Below are 19446 nucleotides of genomic sequence, written 5' to 3' on the forward strand. Positions count from 1 at the left end.
GTCAGGCCTGGCCCAGCTCGACGCCTTTTTCGGTCATCAGGGCGGCCAGCTCGCCGGACTGGAACATCTCGCGCACGATGTCCGAGCCGCCGACGAATTCGCCCTTCACATACAGCTGGGGGATGGTCGGCCAGTCGGTGAAGGTCTTGATGCCGTCGCGCAGGCCCTCGTCCTGCAGCACGTCAACCCCGACGAACGAGGCCCCGACATGGTCGAGGATCTGGACGGTGGTCGAGGAGAAGCCGCAGCGCGGCGCGTCGGGCGTGCCCTTCATGAACAGCACGACGGGGTGTTCGGCCACGGTCTGGGCGATGAAGGCCTGGATCGGATCGGGGGTCGCGGCGGGGGCCTGATCGGTAACGGGGTCTGTCACGGGGATACCTTTCGCTGACGTCAGTCAGCTATGCACCCGGCACGCGATGGTCAAGGGCATCAGGCCGCGGTGCGGACCCGCGCCATCTCGATCTGGGCGGCCAGACCCGGCGGCATGTCCCGCTCAGGGATGTTGGCGAGCTGGTCCAGCCGCCGTGCGTCGGCGGCATTGATGATCACGCTGCAGATCGAGGGGTTGGTCATGGCATGCGCCAGACAGATGGCCTCGGCGCTCCAGTTCGGGGTCTCGTGCAGGAAGGCGAAGGTTCCCACGCTGGCCAGCGGGTTCTTGTTCCGGCGCTGGCCCAGGCCGAAGAAGCCGAATTTGGGCTTGGCGATATTCGCGGCCTTGCTGGGCGTGTTGAGGCTTTCGGGGAAATAGTCGTAGGTCAGGATGGCCATGTCCTGTTCGCGCGCCTGACGCACGCGGCTCTGGATGCGCCAGTCGACATTGACGTGATAGGGCGTCACCAGCACATCGAACGCGCCGGTGGAGACATAGGTGTCCAGGACGTCGTCGTCGCCGCCGATCCCCAGGTATTTCACCCGCTCCGTCGCCCGCAGGGCCTTCAGCGCATTGAGCGAGGGCTGGGACAGTTCGTCCTCGGCCGGCTGCTGCAGGATGGCGGTGTCGAACCACTTCAGGCCCGAGACATTCAGCGCCCGGTCGATGTATCCGGTCATGCCCTCGGCGGAAAAGTCCCGCTCGCTGTTGCGCCGCCCGTCGCCGGTGCCGAGCGTCATGCTGACATTCAGAAGCCTGCGATCCATGTTCGACAGGGCCCGGCCCACGACCTCGGCCACGACCGGATCGGCCGTCTCCAGCCGGTAGCTGTTGATGCCGGTTTCAAGCGCCGAATAGATCAGGGACTCGGCCGCCTCGGGTCCTGCCGCCAGGGCATCGAGGCCGACACTCAGGGTCAGCGTTGAAACCGTCGAGCCCGAGGCTCCAAAGGGCCGGTAGCGCATGTTCAGGCTCCAGACGACGCAGGGGGAGCAGAGGTCTCCAGGGCGAGCGCGTGAAGCGCGCCGCCCATCTGACCTTTCAGGGCCGCATAGACGAGCTGATGCTGGCGAACGCGAGCCAGGCCGGCAAAGGCGCTGGAGACGATACGGGCGCGGTAGTGGTCACCGTCCCCGGCCAGATCGTCGATGGCGATCTCGGCATCGGGAAAGGCTTCGGCCAGATGGGCGTGCAGCGTTTCGACGGACATGGGCATGGGCACTGGGTCTCGCAGCGTTCATCGTAGACAATGCCGCATAAACCTTAATGAGCGGCATACAGCGATTTTGCCGTTAGGATTCAGTCCGGGCGGACTCTTTCCAGCAGGGTGATGGGTTCGTCCTTGTAGCGACCCTCGCGATAGACCCGGTATCCCACGCGCTCGGCCAGCTTGAAGGAGGCGGCATTCTCCGGGCCGATCATGCAGACCGTCCGGGCATAGCGGGCGTCGGCCCAGGCCAGCGCGGCATCCAGTCCCTCGCGCGCCAGACCCTTGCCCTGATGCTCGCCACCGATGCCCCAGCCCAGTTCGGGGGCATCGAAGGGAATGTCCAGGTCGCGCTGATAATCCAGAACGCCGACCGTCCCGACATAGGCTCCGGTCCCGGTCAGCCGCATCGACCAGTTTCCATGGCCGAGCGCGGTCCAGTGACCGATATCGCGCAGCAGCCGGAACCAGACCTCCTCGGCGCGCAGCGAACGCCCCATGACATAGCGGGTGAAGTCCTCGTCGCCCCACAGGCGCTGCAGGTCCGGAAAATCGTCCGTTGAAACAGGCTTCAGCGTCAGTCGCGCGGTGGTCAGAATGGTCACATCAATCCCAGTTGCTTGAGGCTGGTCACACCGTCGCGGCCGACGATCAGATGGTCATGAACGGTGACGCTGAGGGCCTGTCCGGCCTGGACGATCAGCCGGGTCATGTCGATGTCGGCCCGACTGGGCGTCGGATCGCCGGACGGATGATTGTGCACCAGGATCATGTTCTTTGACGACAGCTCGAGGGCACGGCGGATGACCTCGCGAGGATAGACAGGGGCATGGTCGACGGTGCCGCGATTCTGGATTTCATCAAGGATAAGCTGGTTTTTCTGGTCCAGATACAGAACGCGAAACTGTTCGCGCGGTTCGTGCTGCAGGGCGACCCGGACATAGGCCAGAAGGGCGGTCCAGGACGAGATGACGGGGCGTTTGGACGCAGGTTCGCGCGCAACCCGGCGCGCCGTGTCGAAGATCAGCATCAGGTCGAGCGCCGCCGCACGGCTGGCCTTGCCCCGGGCGAACCCCAGGGTGCGGGCCACCTGGTCCTCGATCGCGGCATGGCTGGCGGCACCGATGCCCTCCAGCGAGCCGAACCGGGCCAGCAGGTCCTTGGCCAGGGGTTTGGTGTCCCGGTAGGGGATCGACCGGAACAGCAGCAGTTCCAGCAGTTCATAGTCGGGCAGGGCATCGATCCCGCCCCGGGTCGCGCGTTCGCGCAGCCGCTCGCGATGCCCCGCGTGGCGCGGCGGGCCCTTCTTCGACGGTGCGGCAGACGCGTCAGTCACGAGAACCTAGGGTATAGCCTGCAGCGTCAGGATCAAGACAGGGTTGTGCGGACTCGCGGGTCCGGCAACGGGCTGTTAAGCCTGTCCGGGAACGACGCGTTGACGGGCCTGCGGTATTGAGGGGGCATGTTGCAGGAGAAGGCGATCCACGACTTCATCTCCGCCGCGCCGGATCGGCGACGGGCGGTGCGGTCTGCCCATCGCCGGGTGCGGCGCGACGAGGAGCGGGTGACCCTCCTGGAGGAACCGGTCGACCTGCTGCGTCCCGAGGAGCTGATGCTCCAGATCGAGAAATGGGTCGGGGCCGGCGAGCAGAGGATCGTCGCCAACCACAATCTCCACAGCCTTTACCTGGTCCGGCGCGAGCCCGAGATGCGCGAGATCTATGATCGCGCCGACGTGGTCCAGCTGGACTCGACGCCCCTGCTGCATTTCGCCCGCCTGCTGGGCCTCCGGAGCCGGCCCTTCCACCGCTGTACCTATCTGGACTGGCGCGACCATTTCTGGAGCCTCGCCAACCGGCGCTGCTGGCGGGTGATGTATGTCGGCGGCGCTGCCGGGGTGGCGGACACAGCCGCCTGGAAGCTGCGCGCACGCTATCCGCGGGCCACCATCGCCGCCCACAGCGGCTATTTCGATGCCACCGAAGGATCGTCGGGGAATGCGGCGGTCGTCGAGGCTGTGCGGGCGTTCGCGCCGGACGTCCTGTTCGTCGGCATGGGCATGCCCCGCCAGGAACTCTGGATCATGCAGAACCTCGCGGCCCTGCCGGACGCCGTGATCCTGCCGGTCGGGGCCGCCTTCGACTATGAGGCAGGAGCCCAGAAGGCCGCGCCGCGCTGGATGGGGCCCCTCGGGCTCGAGTGGCTGTTCCGGCTGGCGGCCGATCCGCGCCGCCTGTTCGTGAGATACTGCGTCGAGCCCTGGTTCCTGATCGGCCCGGCGCTCGCGGACCTCAAGGCCGCAGGTGACCGACGGAGCGCAGGCCGCTAAGACCCGGCCATGAGCCAGCCGCCTGCCACTGCCGCCGTCCTGATCATCGGCGACGAGATCCTGTCGGGACGGACCGCCGACACCAATCTGAATACCATCGCCCGTTTCCTGTCGGCCCTCGGCGTCGATCTGAAGGAGGCGCGCACGGTCGGCGACCTTCCGGCACAGATCATCGCCACCCTGAATGCGCTGCGGGCCAGTCATGACTACGTCTTCACGACCGGCGGGATCGGTCCCACCCATGACGACATGACCGCCGACTGCGTGGCCGAGGCCTTTGGCGTGCCCCTGCTGGACCATCCCGAAGCGGTGGCCATTCTCGAGCGCCGGTATGGCAGCGACTTCAACGCGGCGCGACGCCGGATGGCCCGGATCCCCGCGGGCGGCACGCTGATCGCCAATCCCGTGACCGACGCACCCGGCTTCCAGATCGGCAATGTCTTCGTCATGGCCGGTGTGCCCAGGATCATGACCGCCATGCTGGAGGACGTCGCGCCGCGCCTGCGTCATGGCCAGGTGGTTCTGGCCCGCACCGTCCGCGTGACCGGCGTCGGAGAGGGGGCTGTGGCCGCGATTCTGGGCGACATGGCGCGCGCCCGCACCGACCTTTCGTTCGGCAGCTATCCGTTCGGCGCTGGCAGCGACGGCGAGATCGGCACCAATCTGGTCATCCGGGGACGCGACACCGAGGCGGTGAATGCTGCGGTGGAGGCCCTGCGCGCGCAACTGGCCGCGGCCGGGATCGAGACCATGCTGCCGCAATAGGGCGCAGCCGACAGCGCCAGGTGCGACGACGCAATGCCTTTGTGATTGTGGCGCGGGGGCGTAGGGCACACGCATGTGCAGGGCGTCCCGGTGATCGATTGCGACCTCGATGAAGACGGCAACGTCCTTCTGGCCTCGATCGTCAACAGCCCGATCGCCTCGGTGATCAGCAATCCCAGACTGGCCGACAATCCCATCATCGCCGTCAACCGGGCCTTCTGTGACCTGACCGGCTATGGCGTCGATGAGATCGTGGGTCGGAACTGCCGCTTCCTGGCAGGGCCGGCGACCGAGCCCTGGCTGACGCAACGGATCCGGCAGGGCACGCGTGACCGCAAGCCCACCCTCGTCGAGATCCTGAACTACAAGCGCAGCGGCCAGCCGTTTCGCAATGCCGTGCTCGTGGCACCGGTCTTTTTCGCCAACGGGGACCTGGAGTATTTCATCGGCACCCAGGTCGAACTGGACGAAGACGCCGTCGGCCCGTCATCGAACCGGCACCATCATGCCGTCGAAGTCGTCCGCACCCTGTCGACGCGTCAACGCGAAATACTGCAACAGATTTCGCGAGGCTATCGCAGCAAACAGATCTCGTTCAGCCTGGGACTGAGCGAGAAGACCGTCAAGATGCACCGGGCCCTGATCCTGGAAAAGATCGGCACCCATAATGTCGCAGACGCCATTCGACTTGCCGTAGAGGCCGGTCTCTAGGCATTCAGCGCCCCGACAGCCGACGAATACGGCCTAAAGACCGTATGGCGTGCCGATCCGGCAGGTCCTAACCCTCTCCGCACTAGGAAACATCGAAACCCGATCCGGAAACAGGGTCGTTTGTTTCGCCGGATCGCCGTCTGCAGAGAGAGAAAAACCATGCCTCCCATCGAGATCGGGCAGTATCTGCTCGTCTACAATGCGTTCTCGTTCACCTTCGCGACCATGGCCGCCGCGACCATCTTCCTGTGGTTCGGCCGCTCCCAGGTCGGCCCGGCCTACAAGACGGCCCTGACGATTTCGGGCCTCGTGACGGCCATCGCCGCCTATCACTACCTCCGGATCTTCGACAGCTGGGAAACCGCCTATGAGGTGCGCAACGGCGTCATCTCCGTGACCGGCCTCGCGTTCAACGACGCCTATCGCTACGTCGACTGGCTGCTGACCGTGCCGCTCCTGCTGATCGAGCTGATCCTCGTCATGCGTCTGTCGCAGGAAGAGACCGTGTCCAAGTCGCTCAAGCTCGGCTGCGCCGCGGCCCTGATGATCGCGCTGGGATATCCGGGCGAGATCGCGAACGACAATGTGACCCGGGCGATCTGGGGCACGCTGTCGACCATCCCGTTCCTCTATATCGTCTGGGAACTGTTCAAGGGTCTCGGCGCCTCGATCGAGCGCCAGCCCGAGAGCGTGAAGAAGCTGATCAAGACCGCCCGGCTGGTGACCTTCGCGTCCTGGGGCTTCTACCCGATCGTCTACATGGTGCCCTTCATCAACCTGGGCGGCAGCACGGTCGAGACCAGCCTGCAGATCGGCTACACGATCGCCGACATCATCGCCAAGGTCGGCGTCGGCATCCTGATCTACAATATCGCCGTCCGGAAATCGGCGGTCGAGTACGGCGACCTCAAGCCCGCCGGCGCAAGCGCCCACTGACGGTGGACGGGGGTCGGTCCGATCGGATCCTCCCCCGGCCACGGTCGCGGAACCGGTGTCCTTCATGACCCTTTCGAACCGTTCACCGTCCGACCGGCCGCCCCGGGTGCTTGCACTGGGGGCGGCCGCCTGCGGTCTGGCCATGATCGCGGGCGTGCCCCTGGGGGGAGCGGCGGCGACCTCGGTCGGCTGCCTGTCGCTGCTGGTCTTCGGCCTGCCGCACGGCACCCTGGACCTGGAACTGATCAAGGCGCGCAGCCGCGGGCCGTGGACCGGGCTGGCCGGTCTGCTCGTCCTGTATCTGGGATGCGCGGCCCTGATACTGGCCCTGTGGCAGGTGGCGCCCGTCCTGGCGCTGGGTGCCTTCATTGTGACCGCCACGGTTCACTTTTCCGAGGACTGGGACGGGACGGGCGCGCGTTTCCTCGAACTCGGTGTCGCCCTCGGACTGCTGTGTGCGCCGACCCTGATCCATCGCGACGCCATGGCCCGGATCTTCGTCGGCCTGACCGGACAGGCTCAGGGTTCGATGATCGCTGACCTGATGTTCCTCGTCATGCCGGTCGCCCTCGTCGTGGCGCTGGTCGCCGTGGCCGCCCTCTGGTCCAGCGGGCGACGGTCCCGGGCGATTGCCGCGACGCTGTCGCTGGCATCGATGGTCCTGCTCCCCCCGATCGTGGGATTCGCCCTGTACTTCTGCCTTTTCCATTCGCCACGCCATTTCCGCGAGAGCCTGTCTGCCCTGCACTGGCTCGGCTTTGCCCGGTGGGGCTGGGTCGTGGTGCCGCTGACAGGAGCCGCCGGACTGATCGCCCTGTCGCTGTTCGGGATGGAGATCCGTCCGGCCCTGCCCGAGCGGATCATGGCGGCCAGTTTCATGACCCTGTCGATCCTGACGGTCCCGCACATGCTGGTGCCGCTGCTGGTCGAGGCGCTCGCCCGTCGGGGCACGCCCGTCGCGACCCGGGACGCTGCCATCGCTCTGGGCCAGCATCCCCGCGCTGCACTGGCGGATTGAGTTGGCGGGCCGGGCCCCATAGTTTCCGGGGACTTGCATTGCCTGCGGAGTCCCATGCCCATCCGTCTGTCGCGCCTGAACCGGACCTTCACCCTCGACGGCCAGACCCTGGCGGTCGAGCACGAGGTGTTCATGGACCACAGCCGGTCCGCCCTGACGCTGGACGGTCAGGTCGTGGCCCGCGACGGGATCGAGAAGGGGTCGAAGGACCTGCTGCGCAACCACTGGCTTGTCTGGACCCGCCCGGACGGTCGGGTGCTGGAGGTCGAGATCGGGCCGGCGACGACCTGGAGCTATGGCATCGCGGCCCGCCTGGACGGCGAGGTCGTGCATGAAAGCCACCCGGGCAGCAGACTGGCCTATGGGCCGGGGATGCAGAAATTCGTCGACATGGCCGAAGCCAGCAACAGTGCGGAAATGCAGGCCCGCAGCCAGGCGGCGTGGAAGCGGAACTGGCCGTCATTGGCCACCGATGTCTCCCTCGGACTGATCTTCTTCTTCGTGGCCAGGGAATACGGACTGGTCACCGCGGCGGTCGGTGGGGCCGGAGCCGGTCTGGCCCTGTGGGTCGTCCAGCGGATCACGAAGATCGACCTGCTGGGCGGGCTGGCCGTGTTCGGCATCGCCATGAGCCTGGTCTCGGCGGCCTTCGCCCTGATCTTCCAGGACGACCGGATCATCCAGCACCGGAGCACGATCCTGGGCGTCATCGGCGCCGTGCCCTTCCTGCTGGACGGCTGGCTGGGCAAGGGTCAGAAACTGGCGGCGCGCCTGGCCCGCTATTTCGCCTTCGACGTCGATGCCCGCCGGCTGGCCATCGGCATGGGACTGATCGGGCTGGTGTCGGCCGGGATGAATGCGACGGCCGTGGCCCTGCTGTCCCGGGACGCCTGGCTGGTGTTCACCACCTTCCTCGACGTGCCCATCGTGATGGTGTTGTTCCTGTCGATGCTGTGGTGGGTCCGCAAGGGACCGGAGGCCCGCGCCTACTAAGCTGGGGAGGATTGGTTCGCCTTCACCCCCCGTTAACCACGATCCCGCATCGCTGATGCATGCGCAATCTCGTGGCCGCCATCGAAGCGATCGACCCGCTGGTCGTGACCGGCAAGGTCGCGGGCGTATCCGGATTGCTGATCGAGGCGCGCGGCGGGCTCAGCCGTCTGGCGGTCGGGGCGCGGGCCGAGATCACGCGCCGGGGCACCACCGCCCTGCCGGCCGAGGTGGTCGGCTTCCGCGACGCCAAGGCCCTGCTGATGCCGTTCGGGCCGGTCGAGGGCGTGGCACCGGGGGCGGACATCCGCATCATCGGCTCGGCGGCATCCGTGCGACCCACCAAGGCCTGGCTCGGCCGGATCATCGACGCCTTTGGCCAGCCCATCGATGGCAAGGGTCCGCTACCCCAGGGGCCCGTGCCCTATCCGCTGCGGGCGGCTCCGCCCCCGGCCCATTCGCGCGGCCGGGTGGGCGAGCGTCTGGATCTCGGCGTGCGGTCGATGGACGTCTTCACCACCACCTGCCGGGGCCAGCGCCTGGGCATCTTCGCCGGATCGGGCGTGGGCAAGTCGGTGCTGCTGTCGATGCTGGCCAAACAGGCGACCTGCGACGTCGTCGTGGTCGGGCTGATCGGCGAACGGGGCCGGGAGGTGCGCGAGTTCATCGAGGAGACCCTGGGCGAGGACGGGCTCAGGCGCGCCATCGTCGTGGTGGCCACCTCGGACGAACCGGCGCTGAAGCGACGCCAGTCCGCCTACATGACCCTGGCCATCTCGGAATATCTGCGGGACCAGGATCTGGAGGTCCTGTGCCTGATGGACTCGGTCACCCGTTTTGCCATGGCCCAGCGCGAGATCGGGCTGGCGGCCGGCGAGCCGCCGACGACCAAGGGCTATACCCCGACCGTCTTCACCGAACTGCCCAAGCTGCTGGAGCGGGCGGGGCCTGGGCCGATCCGGCCGGACGGCACGACTGCGGGGCCGATCACCGCCTTGTTCACGGTTCTGGTGGACGGCGGCGACCATGACGAGCCGATCGCCGATGCCGTACGCGGGATTCTGGACGGCCATATCGTGATGGATCGCAAGATCGCCGAGCGGGGCCGGTTCCCGGCCATCGACGTCCTGAAATCCGTCAGCCGGACCCTGCCGGGCTGCCAGACGCCGCCGGAGCGCGAGCTGAACCGCCGCGCCCGCCAGTGCCTGTCGGCCTATTCCAACATGGAAGAGCTGATCAAGATCGGGGCCTATCGCACCGGGGCCGACCCGGTCGTGGACCGCGCGATCGCCCTCAATCCCCAGCTCGAGGAATTCCTGGGCCAGGACAAGGACGACACCACCCGTCTGGCCGATTCCTTTAGTCGTCTCGAAACCATTCTGAACCAAGGAATGGTGCAGCCGTGAATTTGGAGTTCTCTGTATGACCGCCTGGGCCCATTCGCTGATCCGGATTTCCAACTACGAGGTCGAGACGCTGCAGAAGCGCCTGGCCGAGATCGCGGAGCGCCGGACCCTGGGGCAGATGCGGCTGGCGGTGCTGGATGCCGAGGTCCAGGCCGAGCGCGACCGCGCGCGGGCCGATGCCCAGGCCGGCATGATGCTGCAGGCCTATATGCAGGGCTGGGCGGGCCGCAAGGGTGCCGCCGAGGCCGATCTGATGGTGCTGGACGCCGAGGAAGAGGGGGCCCGCGACGCCCTGACGACCGCCTTCGAGGAACTGAAGAAGTTCGAGCACGTCGCCGAACAGACCCGGCTGAACGCCCTGATCGCCGCCAACAAGCGCGAGACGGCGACGTTCGACGAAATGGGTCTGCGGAAGCGTGCCAGCTAGGCGACCTCTGGCGATGGACCGCCGCACGGTCCTCGCCTCCCTGTTTGCCCTGGCGTCCTGCGGCCGGGGAGCCGAGGCCTATGGCCCGAAAGACATCGACGCGCGGCTGGCGGACTTCGACCGCCAGACGGCCGGCCTCCCCGAGGTGGCCGACCTGCCGCGCACCGACCCGCCCCCGGGGCTCCGGGACCTGTCCGACCTGCCGATCGGCACCTGTTTCCTGCCGGACAAGGTTTCGGACAGCGTCTTTGTCGACCTGACGGCGCGCCATTTCTCGCAGCTGACCCCGGAGTGGAATTTCCAGCTGCCGGCCGTCATGGGCGAGGACGGTCGCTATGACTGGACCTGGCCGGATCGTATCGCCGACTTCGCCCGGGCCCACGGCCAGCGCCTGCATGGCACCAGCCTGGTCTGGTACGCGCTGGACGATGTCCCGGCCTTCCAGCGTCTGGACGGCCAGGCGGCGGCGTTCGGCAGGGCTTTCGAGACCCATATCCAGACGATCGTGAAGCGGTATCGCGCGATGACCCCCAGCTGGGACGTCGTCAACGAACCGGTGGCCGAGGACGGCAACGGCTTTCGCGACAGTCTGTGGAGCCGCAATCTCGGGCCAGAGGACTATATGGTCCGCGCCTTCGAGGCCGCGGCCGAGGCGGACCCCGGGGCCATCCTGTTCGTCAATGACTACAATCTGGAACTGCTGCCCGAAAAGCGGGTGACCTTCATGCGTCTGGTCGACCGGCTGCGGTCGCGCGGCTGCAAGGTCGGGGGCGTGGGCACCCAGACCCACCTGCACGCCGACACCGCGCCGGGGCTGGTGACGGCGGCCCTGACGGACCTCGCCAGCCTGGGGCTGCCGATCCACATCTCCGAGTTCGACGTCAAATTTGGGCCTGCTGGCCGGTCGCCCCTGACGCGTGCGCAGAAACTGTCGATCCAGGAGGCCCTGACGGCCGAGACGGCGGCGGCCTTCCTGGCCCTGCCCGTGGCCCAGCGTCATGCCTTCACGACCTGGGGCGTCCGGGACAGCGACAGCAATCTGAACCGCCCCGAATATGACGGCGACGGCAGCGACCTGCCCCTGCTGTTCGATGAGGGCGGTCAGCCCAAGCCGGCGTTCTGGGCCCTGGCCGACCGGCTGGCCACCGCCGCTTAATCGGCTGTGAACCGGTGTTCCGGTACAGGCCGTGCATGAATCTGATCCACGCCCTTCAGGACAATTCCAACCCTGACTCCCTGGTGTCGCGCTTCCGGCGGGCCCGGGCGCGGCGGATCATCGCCCTGATCGAAACGATCCATGCCGAGAAAGGCGCCGTCCGGATCATCGATCTGGGGGGCGAGGCCAACTACTGGACCCTGTTCGACCGGGGTTTCCTGGACCGGTCAGGTGTCCACATCACCCTGGTCAATCCCGGCGGGTTTGAAGCGGTGGACGAGACCCTGTTCGATGCGGTCGACGGCGATGCCTGTCACCTGCCGCAGTATGCCGACCGGGGGTTCGATCTCGTGCATTCCAACTCGGTGGTCGAGCATGTCGGCGACTGGGTGCGGATGGAGGCGTTCGCAGGCGAGGTTCGCCGGCTGGCTCCCCGCTACTACGTGCAGACGCCCTATTTCTGGTTCCCGATCGAGCCCCATTTCTCGGCGCCCTTCTTTCACTGGCGCAGCGAACAGGGCCGGGCGCGCGCCCTGATGAAACGCCCGCACGGGTTCTCGCAGAAGGCGGCGGACATCGGGGCGGCCATGCGCGATGTCCAGCATGCCCGGCTGCTCGACAAGACCCAGTTCCGCTTCCTGTTTCCGGACGCCGAACACCACGACGAGATTGTCCTGGGGCTCACCAAGTCCCTGATCGCCGTCCGCGCCTGAGGCCTATCGGCTCATCCAGGGGCGCGATTTCCCGGTCGTGATCCGGGCGGCCTGCTCGCGCTGGAAGCGACCGCCGCGCGGCGGTTTGGCGCGCGCCTCGAGGGCTGCCGTCTTCAGGCGCAGGGCCCGCTGGACGGGGGTTTCCTCCGGCCCGTCCGGGGTCGGCGGCGCGGGGCTGTCGTCGTCCATCGTTGTCATCCCCGATCCCTAGCACGATCCCGGCGGCGGCGCGCGTCGCGCCCGTGCCCGATCACGCGGCGCGGCGCATCCGCCAGAACCGCAGCGTCCGGGTGGCGGCATCCTGGCCCAGTTCGGCATAGTGCAGGGCATAGGCGCGGGCCTTGCCCATGGCGGAGGCCGTGTTCCCCAGCACCGACAGCGCGATCGTCAGGAACAGCGGGCCGTCCAGGTTCGCCGCCCGGCACAGCACCGCCAGCCCGTCGATCTCGCCCTGCTCCATGATCCGCGACACGGTGTAGAAATCGACGTCCGAGACCTCGGCCAGGGCGATGCGAAAGGCGGTCTGGTTGCCGGATCTCAGGATGCGGGCGATCTCGATCGATGACAGTGTCCGGCCACTCCGGTTCGTCTTCACCAGGGCCAGGGCGTCGAGATAGTCCCGCGGCAGGACCCCGTCCTCCGTCCCGAGCCGCGCGAGCCCGGCCGAAATCGCGGTCTCCAGCAGGTCCGGATCGAGCGCGGCATTGCGCGCCACGATGCGTCGACGCAGTTCGCTTTCCACCACGAAATACATCTCGTTGAGAAGGTCCGGTGGCAGGGTCTTGCGGTCGACGACGACGGCATGCAGGTCGGGATTGCCCTTGGCCCGGTCGATGGCGCTTTCGGACGCCTGCCGCGACAGGCTGGCCCCTTCGTTCTCCAGCAGGGTCTGCAGGGTCTCGTCATCGCTTCGGGCGACGATGACGTCGGAGACCACCTCGCTGACCGAGGCACGACGGGAGACGGCCCGGAGGTGCCCCTGGCCCTGCGTCCGGACCACGGCCAGCAGGTCTTCATCGGTGAGCACGGGCGAGCCCTGCAGGACCGGTTCCGCGACCTCGATCTCGTCGCTTGCAAACCGGCGGATCAGGGAACGCGGGGCATTCAGCCGGGTCGAGAAACGCTGGGACAGTTCGGCCCGCACTGCCGTCTCCATGTCGGCCAGAAGCCGGGTGAAGACGTCGCTGTAGAGTTCGGCCTCGGCCTCGCCATGGGCAGGAGACCCGAAGAAATGTTCCGACAGTTCGCGCAGCAGTTCGCGGCGGCGTTCGCTCGACGACTCGCTGGCCATGGCGATCAGATCGGGCAGGCGCGATAGGCGGTCGGGGGTTTGCCCCGGGGTCGGTACGCTGTCTGTCAACCGGGTTACTCCTACGCGTCCGCTTGGCCTATGTTCAAAGGTCACGATTCTGATAGGCTTGGACACTCCAAAGTTGGGTATGGCATATCGCCGCTCGCGACGGAGGGTGTCGGGGATCCGGGCTTGCCGCGTCTTTTTGGCCAGAGTCGGGGCGTCGGTTGGGTCTGGTCCGGGGATGATCTCCGGTAACTCTGGGTGGAGGGCGGTCATGTCGATCTGGAAGCCGGGGCGTCGCGATCTGCTGGGCCTCGCCGCCGCCGTCGGGGCCATGCCCGCGGTCGGCATGGCCCGCACGCCGGACGTAAGCGTGACGCCGCTCTGGCCCGGCGAGGCTCCGGGCGGGGAGGCGGTTCAGGTCACCGAGGAGGTCATCCTGCGCACCCCGGGCGGCGATCCGAACGACACGGCCTTCCTGCACGTGACCCGGCCGTTTCTGATGATGCGCCGTCCTGCGGTCTCGAATGGCGCGTCCGTCCTCATCATCCCGGGCGGCGGGTTCCGTCGTGTGGCTGTCAGTCGGGCCGGCGGCACGATCGATCGGTGGCTGGCCAGTCTCGGCTATACGGCCTTCGTCATGAACTACCGGCTCCCGGCGGACGGCTGGGCGGCGGGTGCGGACGTGTCGTTGCAGGATGCCCAGCGCGCGATCCGGGTGATCCGGGCCCGCGCGCCGTCGCTGGGTCTCGATGCGGAACGGGTTGCCGTGCTGGGCTTCTCGGCCGGCGGCCACGTGGCCGCCCGCGTGGCGACCCGGTTCGAGCAGCCGGCCTATGCGCCGCTCGATGCGGCCGACGCCCTGTCGACCCGCCCCGCCGCCTGCGGACTGTTCTTTCCGGTCGTGACCCTGACGGCCCCGCATGCCCACGGGGGCTCCCTGAAGGAGATGCTGGGCGACGCCCCGTCCGAGGAGGCCCGCAATGCCGTCTCGGCGGAACGCCATGTCCCGGCGAATGCGCCGCCGACCTTCATCGCGGCGGCGGCGGATGACCCGGTCGTGCCGGTCGAGAACAGCCTGATGATGTGGTCCGCCCTGCGCGCGCAGAAGATCCAGTCGGAGATGCATCTGTTCGAGGTCGGCGGTCACAGCCTGGGCGGCCTGAACCCTGCGGATCCGGCGGCGGCCTGGCCCGGCCTGCTGACCGGATTCCTGACCCGGCACGGGCTGACCACGGCGGCGTGACCCCGCCCAACGAAAAACGCCCGCCGGTGTCCCGGCGGGCGTCGGATCTTTCGATCGCAGCCTGATCTAGGCGGCGACGCTCTGGGCGGTTTCCGACGGGTCGCGCAGGACATATCCCCGGCCCCAGACGGTCTCGATATAGTGTTTGCCGCCGGCGGCCGTGGCCAGCTTCTTGCGCAGCTTGCAGATGAAGACGTCGATGATCTTCAGCTCGGGCTCGTCCATGCCGCCGTACAGGTGGTTCAGGAACATTTCCTTGGTCAGGGTCGTGCCCTTGCGAAGGCTCAGCAGCTCCAGCATCTGGTATTCCTTGCCCGTCAGATGGACGCGGTGACCGTGCACCTCGACCGTCTTGCCATCCAGGTTCACGGCGATCTCGCCGGTGTGGATGATGGCCTGGGCATGGCCCTTGGAGCGGCGGACCACGGCGTGGGTCCGGGCGATCAGCTCGTCCTTGTGGAACGGCTTGGTCATGTAGTCGTCGGCACCGCCGCCGAACGTCTTGACCTTGGTTTCGATCTCGGTCGAACCCGACAGGATCATCACCGGTGTATTGACCTTGCCGACGCGCAGCTGGCGCAGGACTTCCAGGCCGCTCATGTCCGGAAGGTTCAGGTCAAGAAGAATGAGGTCGTAGTCATAGATCTTGCCCAGATCGATGCCTTCCTCGCCAAGGTCGGTCGTATAGACGTTGAAGCCTTCGGACTTCAGCATCAGCTCGATGCTTTGCGCCGTGGCGTGGTCGTCTTCAATCAGCAGAACACGCATTAATGCCCCTCCAGGCAAAGCTTGACCGTTAGTCCCGACCGAGGCGGACGGGTAACCATGTTAGGGACTTAAAGCCCCAAAACCTTAAGAAGGGTTAAAGCCCAACCATTGAGGCGAATCGTAGGCTGATTTGCGAATCGGCGTCGAGGCCCTTCGAGTCAACTGTGGCCAAATAAACCCTGCGTCCGGCTCGGGCCGGCATCCTCTCCCAACCTCGCCCCTGCAATCACAGGTATGCCTTGGTAATGCGACCGACTTTGTCGTGTGGTAGGAACATATTCCTGTCCCAGGTTTGGCGACCCCTACAGTGTTGCCGTCAGAACGATGGCAGGAGAAGACGGATGACGGAACGATATCGCGTAAGGGTGGCGGAAGGCGACCAGATCAAGGCCGGTCTGGCCATGCAGATGGTGGCGCTGGCCACCTGTATTCCCTCGGACCGGATGGTCTCGCGGCAGCGACAGGCCCCGCAGGTATGCCGCGCGCGCTGGCTGTCGATGTATCTGACCCACGTCGGGTTCGGCTGGTCGCTGGAAAGGGTCGGCCATGCCTTCGGCTTCAACCGGTCAACCGTGGCCATGGCCTGCCGCTGGGCCGAGGATGCCCGCGATCGGCCCGAGCTGGACGCGGTGATCGAGCGGATGGAGGCGACCATTCGCGACATCTGCGAAGGCCCGGCCCTGGTGCTGGCTCCCGGAGCGCCGTCGTGACCGGACGGCTGTCCCGCGCCCGCAGCCTGCTGGGCCGGTCCGGTGCCTGGATCGATGTCCATGGTACCGGCTATGGCCTCCGGATGGGACCGGACCGCCGCTCGCGCGTCCTGCTGACGGTCGACGAGATCGTCTTCCGGGGCCTGGTCGAGACCCCCGGGCTGAAGTCGCGACCCGGGGGTGGCTGGCTGGCAAGACGGGAGCCGCGATCGCCGGCCGGTCCGGCACCCGGCTGTCCGGGCCGGATCGACGGGATCCGCCTCGTCATGGACGCAGGCGGGCGGCTGGTGGAGCACGCCGCCAATCTGGGCGAGAGCCCCATCGCCTGGCTGGCCCGGCGACGGGATCCTGCGGGACGCCCGTGGCTGACGCCGGCCGAGGTCGCGGCGGGCGAGCGACTGCGGCGCGATGCGGAAATGGCCGGCTCGGGGGCGTCGGTGACCATGCGCTGGGACGCCCTGCCCCGCAGCGGCGGCGGCTCGGCTTTGCGGGTCGAGCCCGGCGATCGCGCCGTCAACGCTGGCCGCCGGGTCGAGACCGCGCTTCAGGCCGTCGGCCCCCGCCTCAGGCCCTTCGTCGTCCGCGTCTGCCTTCAGGAAACCTCCCTCCAGCTGGCCGAGCGCGAGGCGGGCCTGCGCCGCCGCCAAGGCAAGACGATCCTCAAACAGGGCCTCCAGGCGCTGGCCGAACACTATGGAATGGGTTGAGGGTCCCTCCCTGCGCGCGGGCTCAGGGTCCGGTCGAAGAAGGCGACCACCTCGGCGTTGAAGGCGGATCGGAACGCCCCTCTGTCAAAACCCGGCGTCGGTGTGCAGATCTGCGGCGCAGCCCGTGCCAGGATTTCGTCGCAGACGGGCAGGAAGTCGAAATGTCCGGCCCCCTCGGCGACACGGTAGTCGGCCCTGCCGCCCAGCCCGTCCCGGACCGGCTCGACATAATGGGGGGAGGGGAGAACCTGATCCTGTGACCCCCTCCAGAGCTGCACGGGAATGGAAAGACCCTCGAGGCTTTCCGGGGTGAAGGAATAGCCCAGGGCCGGGGCCGCGCTGACGATGGCCTTCACCCGCGTATCGCGGTGCCAGTTACCCCAGACGAGATCGGCCTGCGATGTCTGGGCGATCATCCCGCATTCGAAAAAGCGGCTGTCCCTCTGGCAGTGGCGGGCGATGGCCAGGGGATCAGAGATGGCGCCGGCGATCGCGAGAACCGTGAACCCGCCCGCCGAAAACCCGAAGGCCCCGATCCGGTCGGCATCGACCGGCACGGGTCCGGCTCCTTCGACGACCATGTGATCGATCAGCAGGCCCAGTTGCCGGACCCGGTCGGGCATGTCGGTCGCCTTGCTCTGGTCCTGCCAGTTGTCGCCGGTATGGGTCAGGGCCGCCGCCACGAATCCGGCCTCGGCCAGGGCGATGGCGGTATCGCTCGCGCTCCGGAACCAGCCCCCATTTCCATGGGACATGACCACCAGCGGATAGGACCGGGCCGGGTCGGCGTCGTCTGGCACCCAGACTCCGACCTCGATCGGCGCCCCTGCCGGGTCGGCCAGGGTGAACGTCCGAAACAGGGGCTCGGCCGTCGCGCCAGACGCGGCCGTCATCAGGAATGCCGCGGCAAGCAGGGCCTTCAGGGTGTGGCATGTGGCGCGGTTCAGGAGGGGCATGATCAGGTGTCCTTTGGGTCAGCGATGTGGGTCTACTGACGGCAGGGGCCTGCCCGGATCGAGCGTCGCTTCGCCAACGGGCGAACGGGTTCGTGACCCGGCGATCAGGCACCCGCGGCTTGTCTCGCCTCGGGTCACCGTTAAGCTGGGGCCATGACCATGGCCTTCGCTACCGAGTGGAACACGCCCCGCGCCTGGGCCATCGATCTGGGGGTCTGCGCAGTGGTCGGCGGACTGCTCGGGATCCTCGGACCGTTCGGAAGCTATCTGAACGAGGGTGCCGCCATGCGCATCCTTTACTGGGTGGGCGTTTTCATGGTCAGCGGAGCGGTCCACGGAATCGTCATCCGGAAAATGCTGCGACCGGCAGCGCGCGCGCAAATCCCGGTCTGGGTCTGGCTGCCCGGCGTTGTCCTTGTCCTGAACCTGCCCCTCAGCACGCTGAGCCGCCTCACGGCCATCGCGATCTGGCCCGAGCTCGAACAGGCGGTGCGGCCGCTGGAATGGTTCGTCCAGTCGCTCGTCATCGCCCTCGCCTATGCCTCGGCCTTTTACTTTCTGAGGTTTCGACCGGGTCGAGTCATCGTGGCTCCCGCCGTGGAGGGCCATCGCAGCGGGACCCTGCGCATCCGCGACGACCTTCTGTGCCTGCAGATGGAGGACCACTATGTCCGTGTGCACACGCCCGACGGATCGCGTCTGGTCCTGATGCCGCTCAGCCAGGCGGTCACCGAGGTCGCCGGCATAGAGGGCCTCAGGATACATCGGTCATGGTGGGTGGCCCGATCGGCAGTCGCCGCTGTGCGGTCCGAGGGACGTAACTTTCGGCTCGTCCTGACGAACGGGATCGAGGCCCCCGTCGCCCGGTCCGCGGTTTCGACCCTGCGCGCCGCGGGCTGGCTGGACGATCCGAACAGGGGAAGAAACGAGCGATGATCGTGAAGCGGACCAAGCCTCTCCAGACCGCGGAGCGTTGAATGGACCCCGTCACCGTCGCCCTGATGGCGGGCCTCATGATGCTGGCGGCCATGCTCTACACCTCGGTCGGACACGCGGGGGCGTCGGCCTATCTGGCGATCATGGCCCTGTTTGCCGTCGCGCCGGAGACGATGCGGCCGACGGCCCTGGTGCTGAATGTACTGGTGGCCAGTTTCACGACCTGGCGCTTTGTGCGTGCCGGACAGTTCAACGGCCGGCTGATGGCCGCCTTCGTGCTGGGGGCGGTGCCGGCCGCCTTCGTCGCCGGGCGGTTCACCCTGCCGGACGATGTCTACAAGCCCCTGATCGCGGTGGTGCTGCTGCTGGCCGCGGTCCGGATGATCTGGCCGACGGACCTTAGCCGGGCAAAAGAGCCCCGGCCGCCCCACCTGCTGATCGCCGTGGGCGTCGGAGCCCTGATCGGGGTCCTGTCCGGCCTGACCGGCACCGGGGGCGGCATCTTCCTGTCGCCGGTCATCCTGCTGATGGGCTGGGAGGCCACGCGCAGGACCTCGGGCATCTCGGCGGGCTTCATCCTGTGCGTCTCGATGGCGGGGCTGGCGGGCAATCTGACCAGCATCGGCCGGCTGCCGGCGGAGCTGCCCTGGTTCATCGCGGCTGTGGCCGTCGGAGCCGTGATCGGCACGCGCTTCGGGGTCTCGAAACTGGATCCCGGGCGCCTCAGACAGGCGCTCGGCATCGTGCTGGTCATCGCCTCGGCCAAGATCGCCCTGACCTGAGGGCCTGAGCGGC

24 protein-coding genes are annotated in these 19446 nt (G+C 67.4%); 15 read left to right on the plus strand and 9 right to left on the minus strand.

Translation table 11 applies throughout. The features are described from left to right. Window position 1: 1 nt before the first annotated feature. The 5 genes from grxD to radC form a co-directional block, all read right to left on the minus strand. Entirely contained in the window at window positions 2-373 is a 372-nt protein-coding gene (gene grxD / locus GGR13_RS12050) for a Grx4 family monothiol glutaredoxin (RefSeq protein WP_425486093.1), read from the minus strand. A 59-nt stretch (window positions 374-432) separates the two neighbouring features. Next, window positions 433-1341 (minus strand): aldo-keto reductase family protein, encoded by a 909-nt coding sequence (locus tag GGR13_RS12055; RefSeq protein ID WP_183213798.1) that lies wholly within the window; start codon window positions 1339-1341, stop codon window positions 433-435. 2 nt (window positions 1342-1343) lie between these two features. Beyond that, window positions 1344-1592, minus strand: a complete 249-nt coding sequence (locus tag GGR13_RS12060) for a BolA/IbaG family iron-sulfur metabolism protein (RefSeq protein WP_183213799.1) — start codon at window positions 1590-1592, stop codon at window positions 1344-1346. An 83-nt stretch (window positions 1593-1675) separates the two neighbouring features. After that, complete coding sequence (locus tag GGR13_RS12065; RefSeq protein WP_183213800.1) at window positions 1676-2188, minus strand: GNAT family N-acetyltransferase; 513 nt, start codon at window positions 2186-2188, stop codon at window positions 1676-1678. Then, window positions 2185-2919 (minus strand): RadC family protein, encoded by a 735-nt coding sequence (radC, locus tag GGR13_RS12070; protein ID WP_183213801.1) that lies wholly within the window; start codon window positions 2917-2919, stop codon window positions 2185-2187. The genes GGR13_RS12065 and radC overlap by 4 nt, the downstream gene beginning before the upstream one ends. A gap of 126 nt (window positions 2920-3045) precedes the next feature. On the opposite strand from radC, the gene GGR13_RS12075 reads away from it, so the two are divergent. The 10 genes from GGR13_RS12075 (at window position 3046) to GGR13_RS12120 (ending at window position 12034) form a co-directional block, all read left to right on the plus strand. Next, window positions 3046-3912: a WecB/TagA/CpsF family glycosyltransferase gene (locus GGR13_RS12075; RefSeq protein WP_183213802.1), complete on the plus strand. Its 867-nt coding sequence runs from the start codon at window positions 3046-3048 to the stop codon at window positions 3910-3912. 9 nt (window positions 3913-3921) lie between these two features. Next, on the plus strand, window positions 3922-4677 hold the full coding sequence (locus GGR13_RS12080) for a competence/damage-inducible protein A (RefSeq protein ID WP_183213803.1): 756 nt from the start codon (window positions 3922-3924) through the stop codon (window positions 4675-4677). Window positions 4678-4752: 75 nt separating this feature from the next. Further along, window positions 4753-5388 (plus strand): LuxR C-terminal-related transcriptional regulator, encoded by a 636-nt coding sequence (locus GGR13_RS12085; RefSeq protein ID WP_221230657.1) that lies wholly within the window; start codon window positions 4753-4755, stop codon window positions 5386-5388. A 159-nt stretch (window positions 5389-5547) separates the two neighbouring features. Then, a complete protein-coding gene (locus tag GGR13_RS12090) occupies window positions 5548-6324 on the plus strand; it encodes a bacteriorhodopsin-like (protein WP_183213804.1) in 777 nt (258 codons plus the stop codon). 64 nt (window positions 6325-6388) lie between these two features. Further along, window positions 6389-7342: a Brp/Blh family beta-carotene 15,15'-dioxygenase gene (locus GGR13_RS12095; protein ID WP_183213805.1), complete on the plus strand. Its 954-nt coding sequence runs from the start codon at window positions 6389-6391 to the stop codon at window positions 7340-7342. 54 nt (window positions 7343-7396) lie between these two features. After that, the gene (locus GGR13_RS12100; protein ID WP_183213806.1) at window positions 7397-8335 is read left to right on the plus strand and encodes a septation protein IspZ; all 939 of its coding nucleotides are present in this window, start codon (window positions 7397-7399) and stop codon (window positions 8333-8335) included. A gap of 59 nt (window positions 8336-8394) precedes the next feature. Beyond that, window positions 8395-9738 carry a flagellar protein export ATPase FliI gene (gene fliI / locus GGR13_RS12105; RefSeq protein ID WP_183213807.1) on the plus strand — a complete coding sequence of 448 codons (1344 nt, stop codon included), beginning with the start codon at window positions 8395-8397 and terminating at the stop codon, window positions 9736-9738. A 16-nt stretch (window positions 9739-9754) separates the two neighbouring features. Further along, window positions 9755-10165 carry a flagellar export protein FliJ gene (locus GGR13_RS12110; RefSeq protein ID WP_183213808.1) on the plus strand — a complete coding sequence of 137 codons (411 nt, stop codon included), beginning with the start codon at window positions 9755-9757 and terminating at the stop codon, window positions 10163-10165. A gap of 13 nt (window positions 10166-10178) precedes the next feature. After that, window positions 10179-11321, plus strand: coding sequence for an endo-1,4-beta-xylanase (locus GGR13_RS12115; RefSeq protein ID WP_183213809.1), 1143 nt, complete (start codon window positions 10179-10181; stop codon window positions 11319-11321). A gap of 35 nt (window positions 11322-11356) precedes the next feature. Continuing rightward, on the plus strand, window positions 11357-12034 hold the full coding sequence (locus GGR13_RS12120) for a class I SAM-dependent methyltransferase (protein WP_183213810.1): 678 nt from the start codon (window positions 11357-11359) through the stop codon (window positions 12032-12034). Window positions 12035-12037: 3 nt separating this feature from the next. Here GGR13_RS12120 and GGR13_RS12125 read toward each other — a convergent pair whose 3' ends face one another. Further along, complete coding sequence (locus GGR13_RS12125; protein ID WP_183213811.1) at window positions 12038-12223, minus strand: hypothetical protein; 186 nt, start codon at window positions 12221-12223, stop codon at window positions 12038-12040. Window positions 12224-12284: 61 nt separating this feature from the next. Continuing rightward, window positions 12285-13394, minus strand: a complete 1110-nt coding sequence (locus GGR13_RS12130; RefSeq protein WP_246347831.1) for a DUF2336 domain-containing protein — start codon at window positions 13392-13394, stop codon at window positions 12285-12287. 208 nt (window positions 13395-13602) lie between these two features. Here GGR13_RS12130 and GGR13_RS12135 point away from each other — a divergent pair, with 208 nt between their 5' ends. After that, on the plus strand, window positions 13603-14574 hold the full coding sequence (locus tag GGR13_RS12135; RefSeq protein WP_183213812.1) for an alpha/beta hydrolase: 972 nt from the start codon (window positions 13603-13605) through the stop codon (window positions 14572-14574). Between the two features lie 66 nt (window positions 14575-14640). Here GGR13_RS12135 and ctrA read toward each other — a convergent pair whose 3' ends face one another. Beyond that, entirely contained in the window at window positions 14641-15342 is a 702-nt protein-coding gene (gene ctrA, locus GGR13_RS12140; RefSeq protein ID WP_183213813.1) for a response regulator transcription factor CtrA, read from the minus strand. Between the two features lie 341 nt (window positions 15343-15683). On the opposite strand from ctrA, the gene GGR13_RS12145 reads away from it, so the two are divergent. Together GGR13_RS12145 and GGR13_RS12150 are read left to right on the plus strand one after the other, a co-directional pair. Further along, on the plus strand, window positions 15684-16052 hold the full coding sequence (locus GGR13_RS12145) for a helix-turn-helix domain-containing protein (RefSeq protein ID WP_183213814.1): 369 nt from the start codon (window positions 15684-15686) through the stop codon (window positions 16050-16052). Then, entirely contained in the window at window positions 16049-16759 is a 711-nt protein-coding gene (locus GGR13_RS12150; RefSeq protein WP_183213815.1) for a DUF6456 domain-containing protein, read from the plus strand. Before GGR13_RS12145 ends, GGR13_RS12150 begins: the two co-directional genes overlap by 4 nt. Here the strand turns inward: GGR13_RS12150 and GGR13_RS12155 are convergent. Then, window positions 16744-17715: an alpha/beta hydrolase family protein gene (locus GGR13_RS12155; RefSeq protein WP_183213816.1), complete on the minus strand. Its 972-nt coding sequence runs from the start codon at window positions 17713-17715 to the stop codon at window positions 16744-16746. The two genes, GGR13_RS12150 and GGR13_RS12155, sit on opposite strands and share 16 nt — an antisense overlap. Before the next feature lie 159 nt (window positions 17716-17874). On the opposite strand from GGR13_RS12155, the gene GGR13_RS12160 reads away from it, so the two are divergent. Together GGR13_RS12160 and GGR13_RS12165 are read left to right on the plus strand one after the other, a co-directional pair. After that, a complete protein-coding gene (locus GGR13_RS12160) occupies window positions 17875-18651 on the plus strand; it encodes a LytTR family DNA-binding domain-containing protein (protein ID WP_183213817.1) in 777 nt (258 codons plus the stop codon). A gap of 41 nt (window positions 18652-18692) precedes the next feature. Further along, window positions 18693-19433, plus strand: coding sequence for a sulfite exporter TauE/SafE family protein (locus GGR13_RS12165; protein WP_183213818.1), 741 nt, complete (start codon window positions 18693-18695; stop codon window positions 19431-19433). Window positions 19434-19446 lie beyond the last annotated feature (13 nt).

The organism is Brevundimonas variabilis, from assembly GCF_014199945.1.
GTDB classification, from domain to species: domain Bacteria; phylum Pseudomonadota; class Alphaproteobacteria; order Caulobacterales; family Caulobacteraceae; genus Brevundimonas; species Brevundimonas variabilis.

Bases quoted from the DNA above. Each gene is read 5' to 3' on its own strand.
- GGR13_RS12100 (WP_183213806.1), top strand. From the start codon at position 7,397: ATGCCCATCCGTCTGTCGCGCCTGAACCGGACCTTCACCCTCGACGGC.
- GGR13_RS12060 (WP_183213799.1), bottom strand. From the start codon at position 1,592: ATGCCCATGTCCGTCGAAACGCTGCACGCCCATCTGGCCGAAGCCTTT.
- GGR13_RS12115 (WP_183213809.1), top strand. From the start codon at position 10,179: ATGGACCGCCGCACGGTCCTCGCCTCCCTGTTTGCCCTGGCGTCCTGC.
- GGR13_RS12125 (WP_183213811.1), bottom strand. From the start codon at position 12,223: ATGGACGACGACAGCCCCGCGCCGCCGACCCCGGACGGGCCGGAGGAA.
- GGR13_RS12055 (WP_183213798.1), bottom strand. From the start codon at position 1,341: ATGCGCTACCGGCCCTTTGGAGCCTCGGGCTCGACGGTTTCAACGCTG.
- ctrA (WP_183213813.1), bottom strand. From the start codon at position 15,342: ATGCGTGTTCTGCTGATTGAAGACGACCACGCCACGGCGCAAAGCATC.
- GGR13_RS12095 (WP_183213805.1), top strand. From the start codon at position 6,389: ATGACCCTTTCGAACCGTTCACCGTCCGACCGGCCGCCCCGGGTGCTT.
- GGR13_RS12155 (WP_183213816.1), bottom strand. From the start codon at position 17,715: ATGCCCCTCCTGAACCGCGCCACATGCCACACCCTGAAGGCCCTGCTT.
- GGR13_RS12110 (WP_183213808.1), top strand. From the start codon at position 9,755: ATGACCGCCTGGGCCCATTCGCTGATCCGGATTTCCAACTACGAGGTC.
- GGR13_RS12145 (WP_183213814.1), top strand. From the start codon at position 15,684: ATGACGGAACGATATCGCGTAAGGGTGGCGGAAGGCGACCAGATCAAG.
- fliI (WP_183213807.1), top strand. From the start codon at position 8,395: ATGCGCAATCTCGTGGCCGCCATCGAAGCGATCGACCCGCTGGTCGTG.
- GGR13_RS12090 (WP_183213804.1), top strand. From the start codon at position 5,548: ATGCCTCCCATCGAGATCGGGCAGTATCTGCTCGTCTACAATGCGTTC.
- GGR13_RS12160 (WP_183213817.1), top strand. From the start codon at position 17,875: ATGGCCTTCGCTACCGAGTGGAACACGCCCCGCGCCTGGGCCATCGAT.
- GGR13_RS12075 (WP_183213802.1), top strand. From the start codon at position 3,046: ATGTTGCAGGAGAAGGCGATCCACGACTTCATCTCCGCCGCGCCGGAT.
- GGR13_RS12080 (WP_183213803.1), top strand. From the start codon at position 3,922: ATGAGCCAGCCGCCTGCCACTGCCGCCGTCCTGATCATCGGCGACGAG.
- GGR13_RS12165 (WP_183213818.1), top strand. From the start codon at position 18,693: ATGGACCCCGTCACCGTCGCCCTGATGGCGGGCCTCATGATGCTGGCG.
- GGR13_RS12135 (WP_183213812.1), top strand. From the start codon at position 13,603: ATGTCGATCTGGAAGCCGGGGCGTCGCGATCTGCTGGGCCTCGCCGCC.
- GGR13_RS12120 (WP_183213810.1), top strand. From the start codon at position 11,357: ATGAATCTGATCCACGCCCTTCAGGACAATTCCAACCCTGACTCCCTG.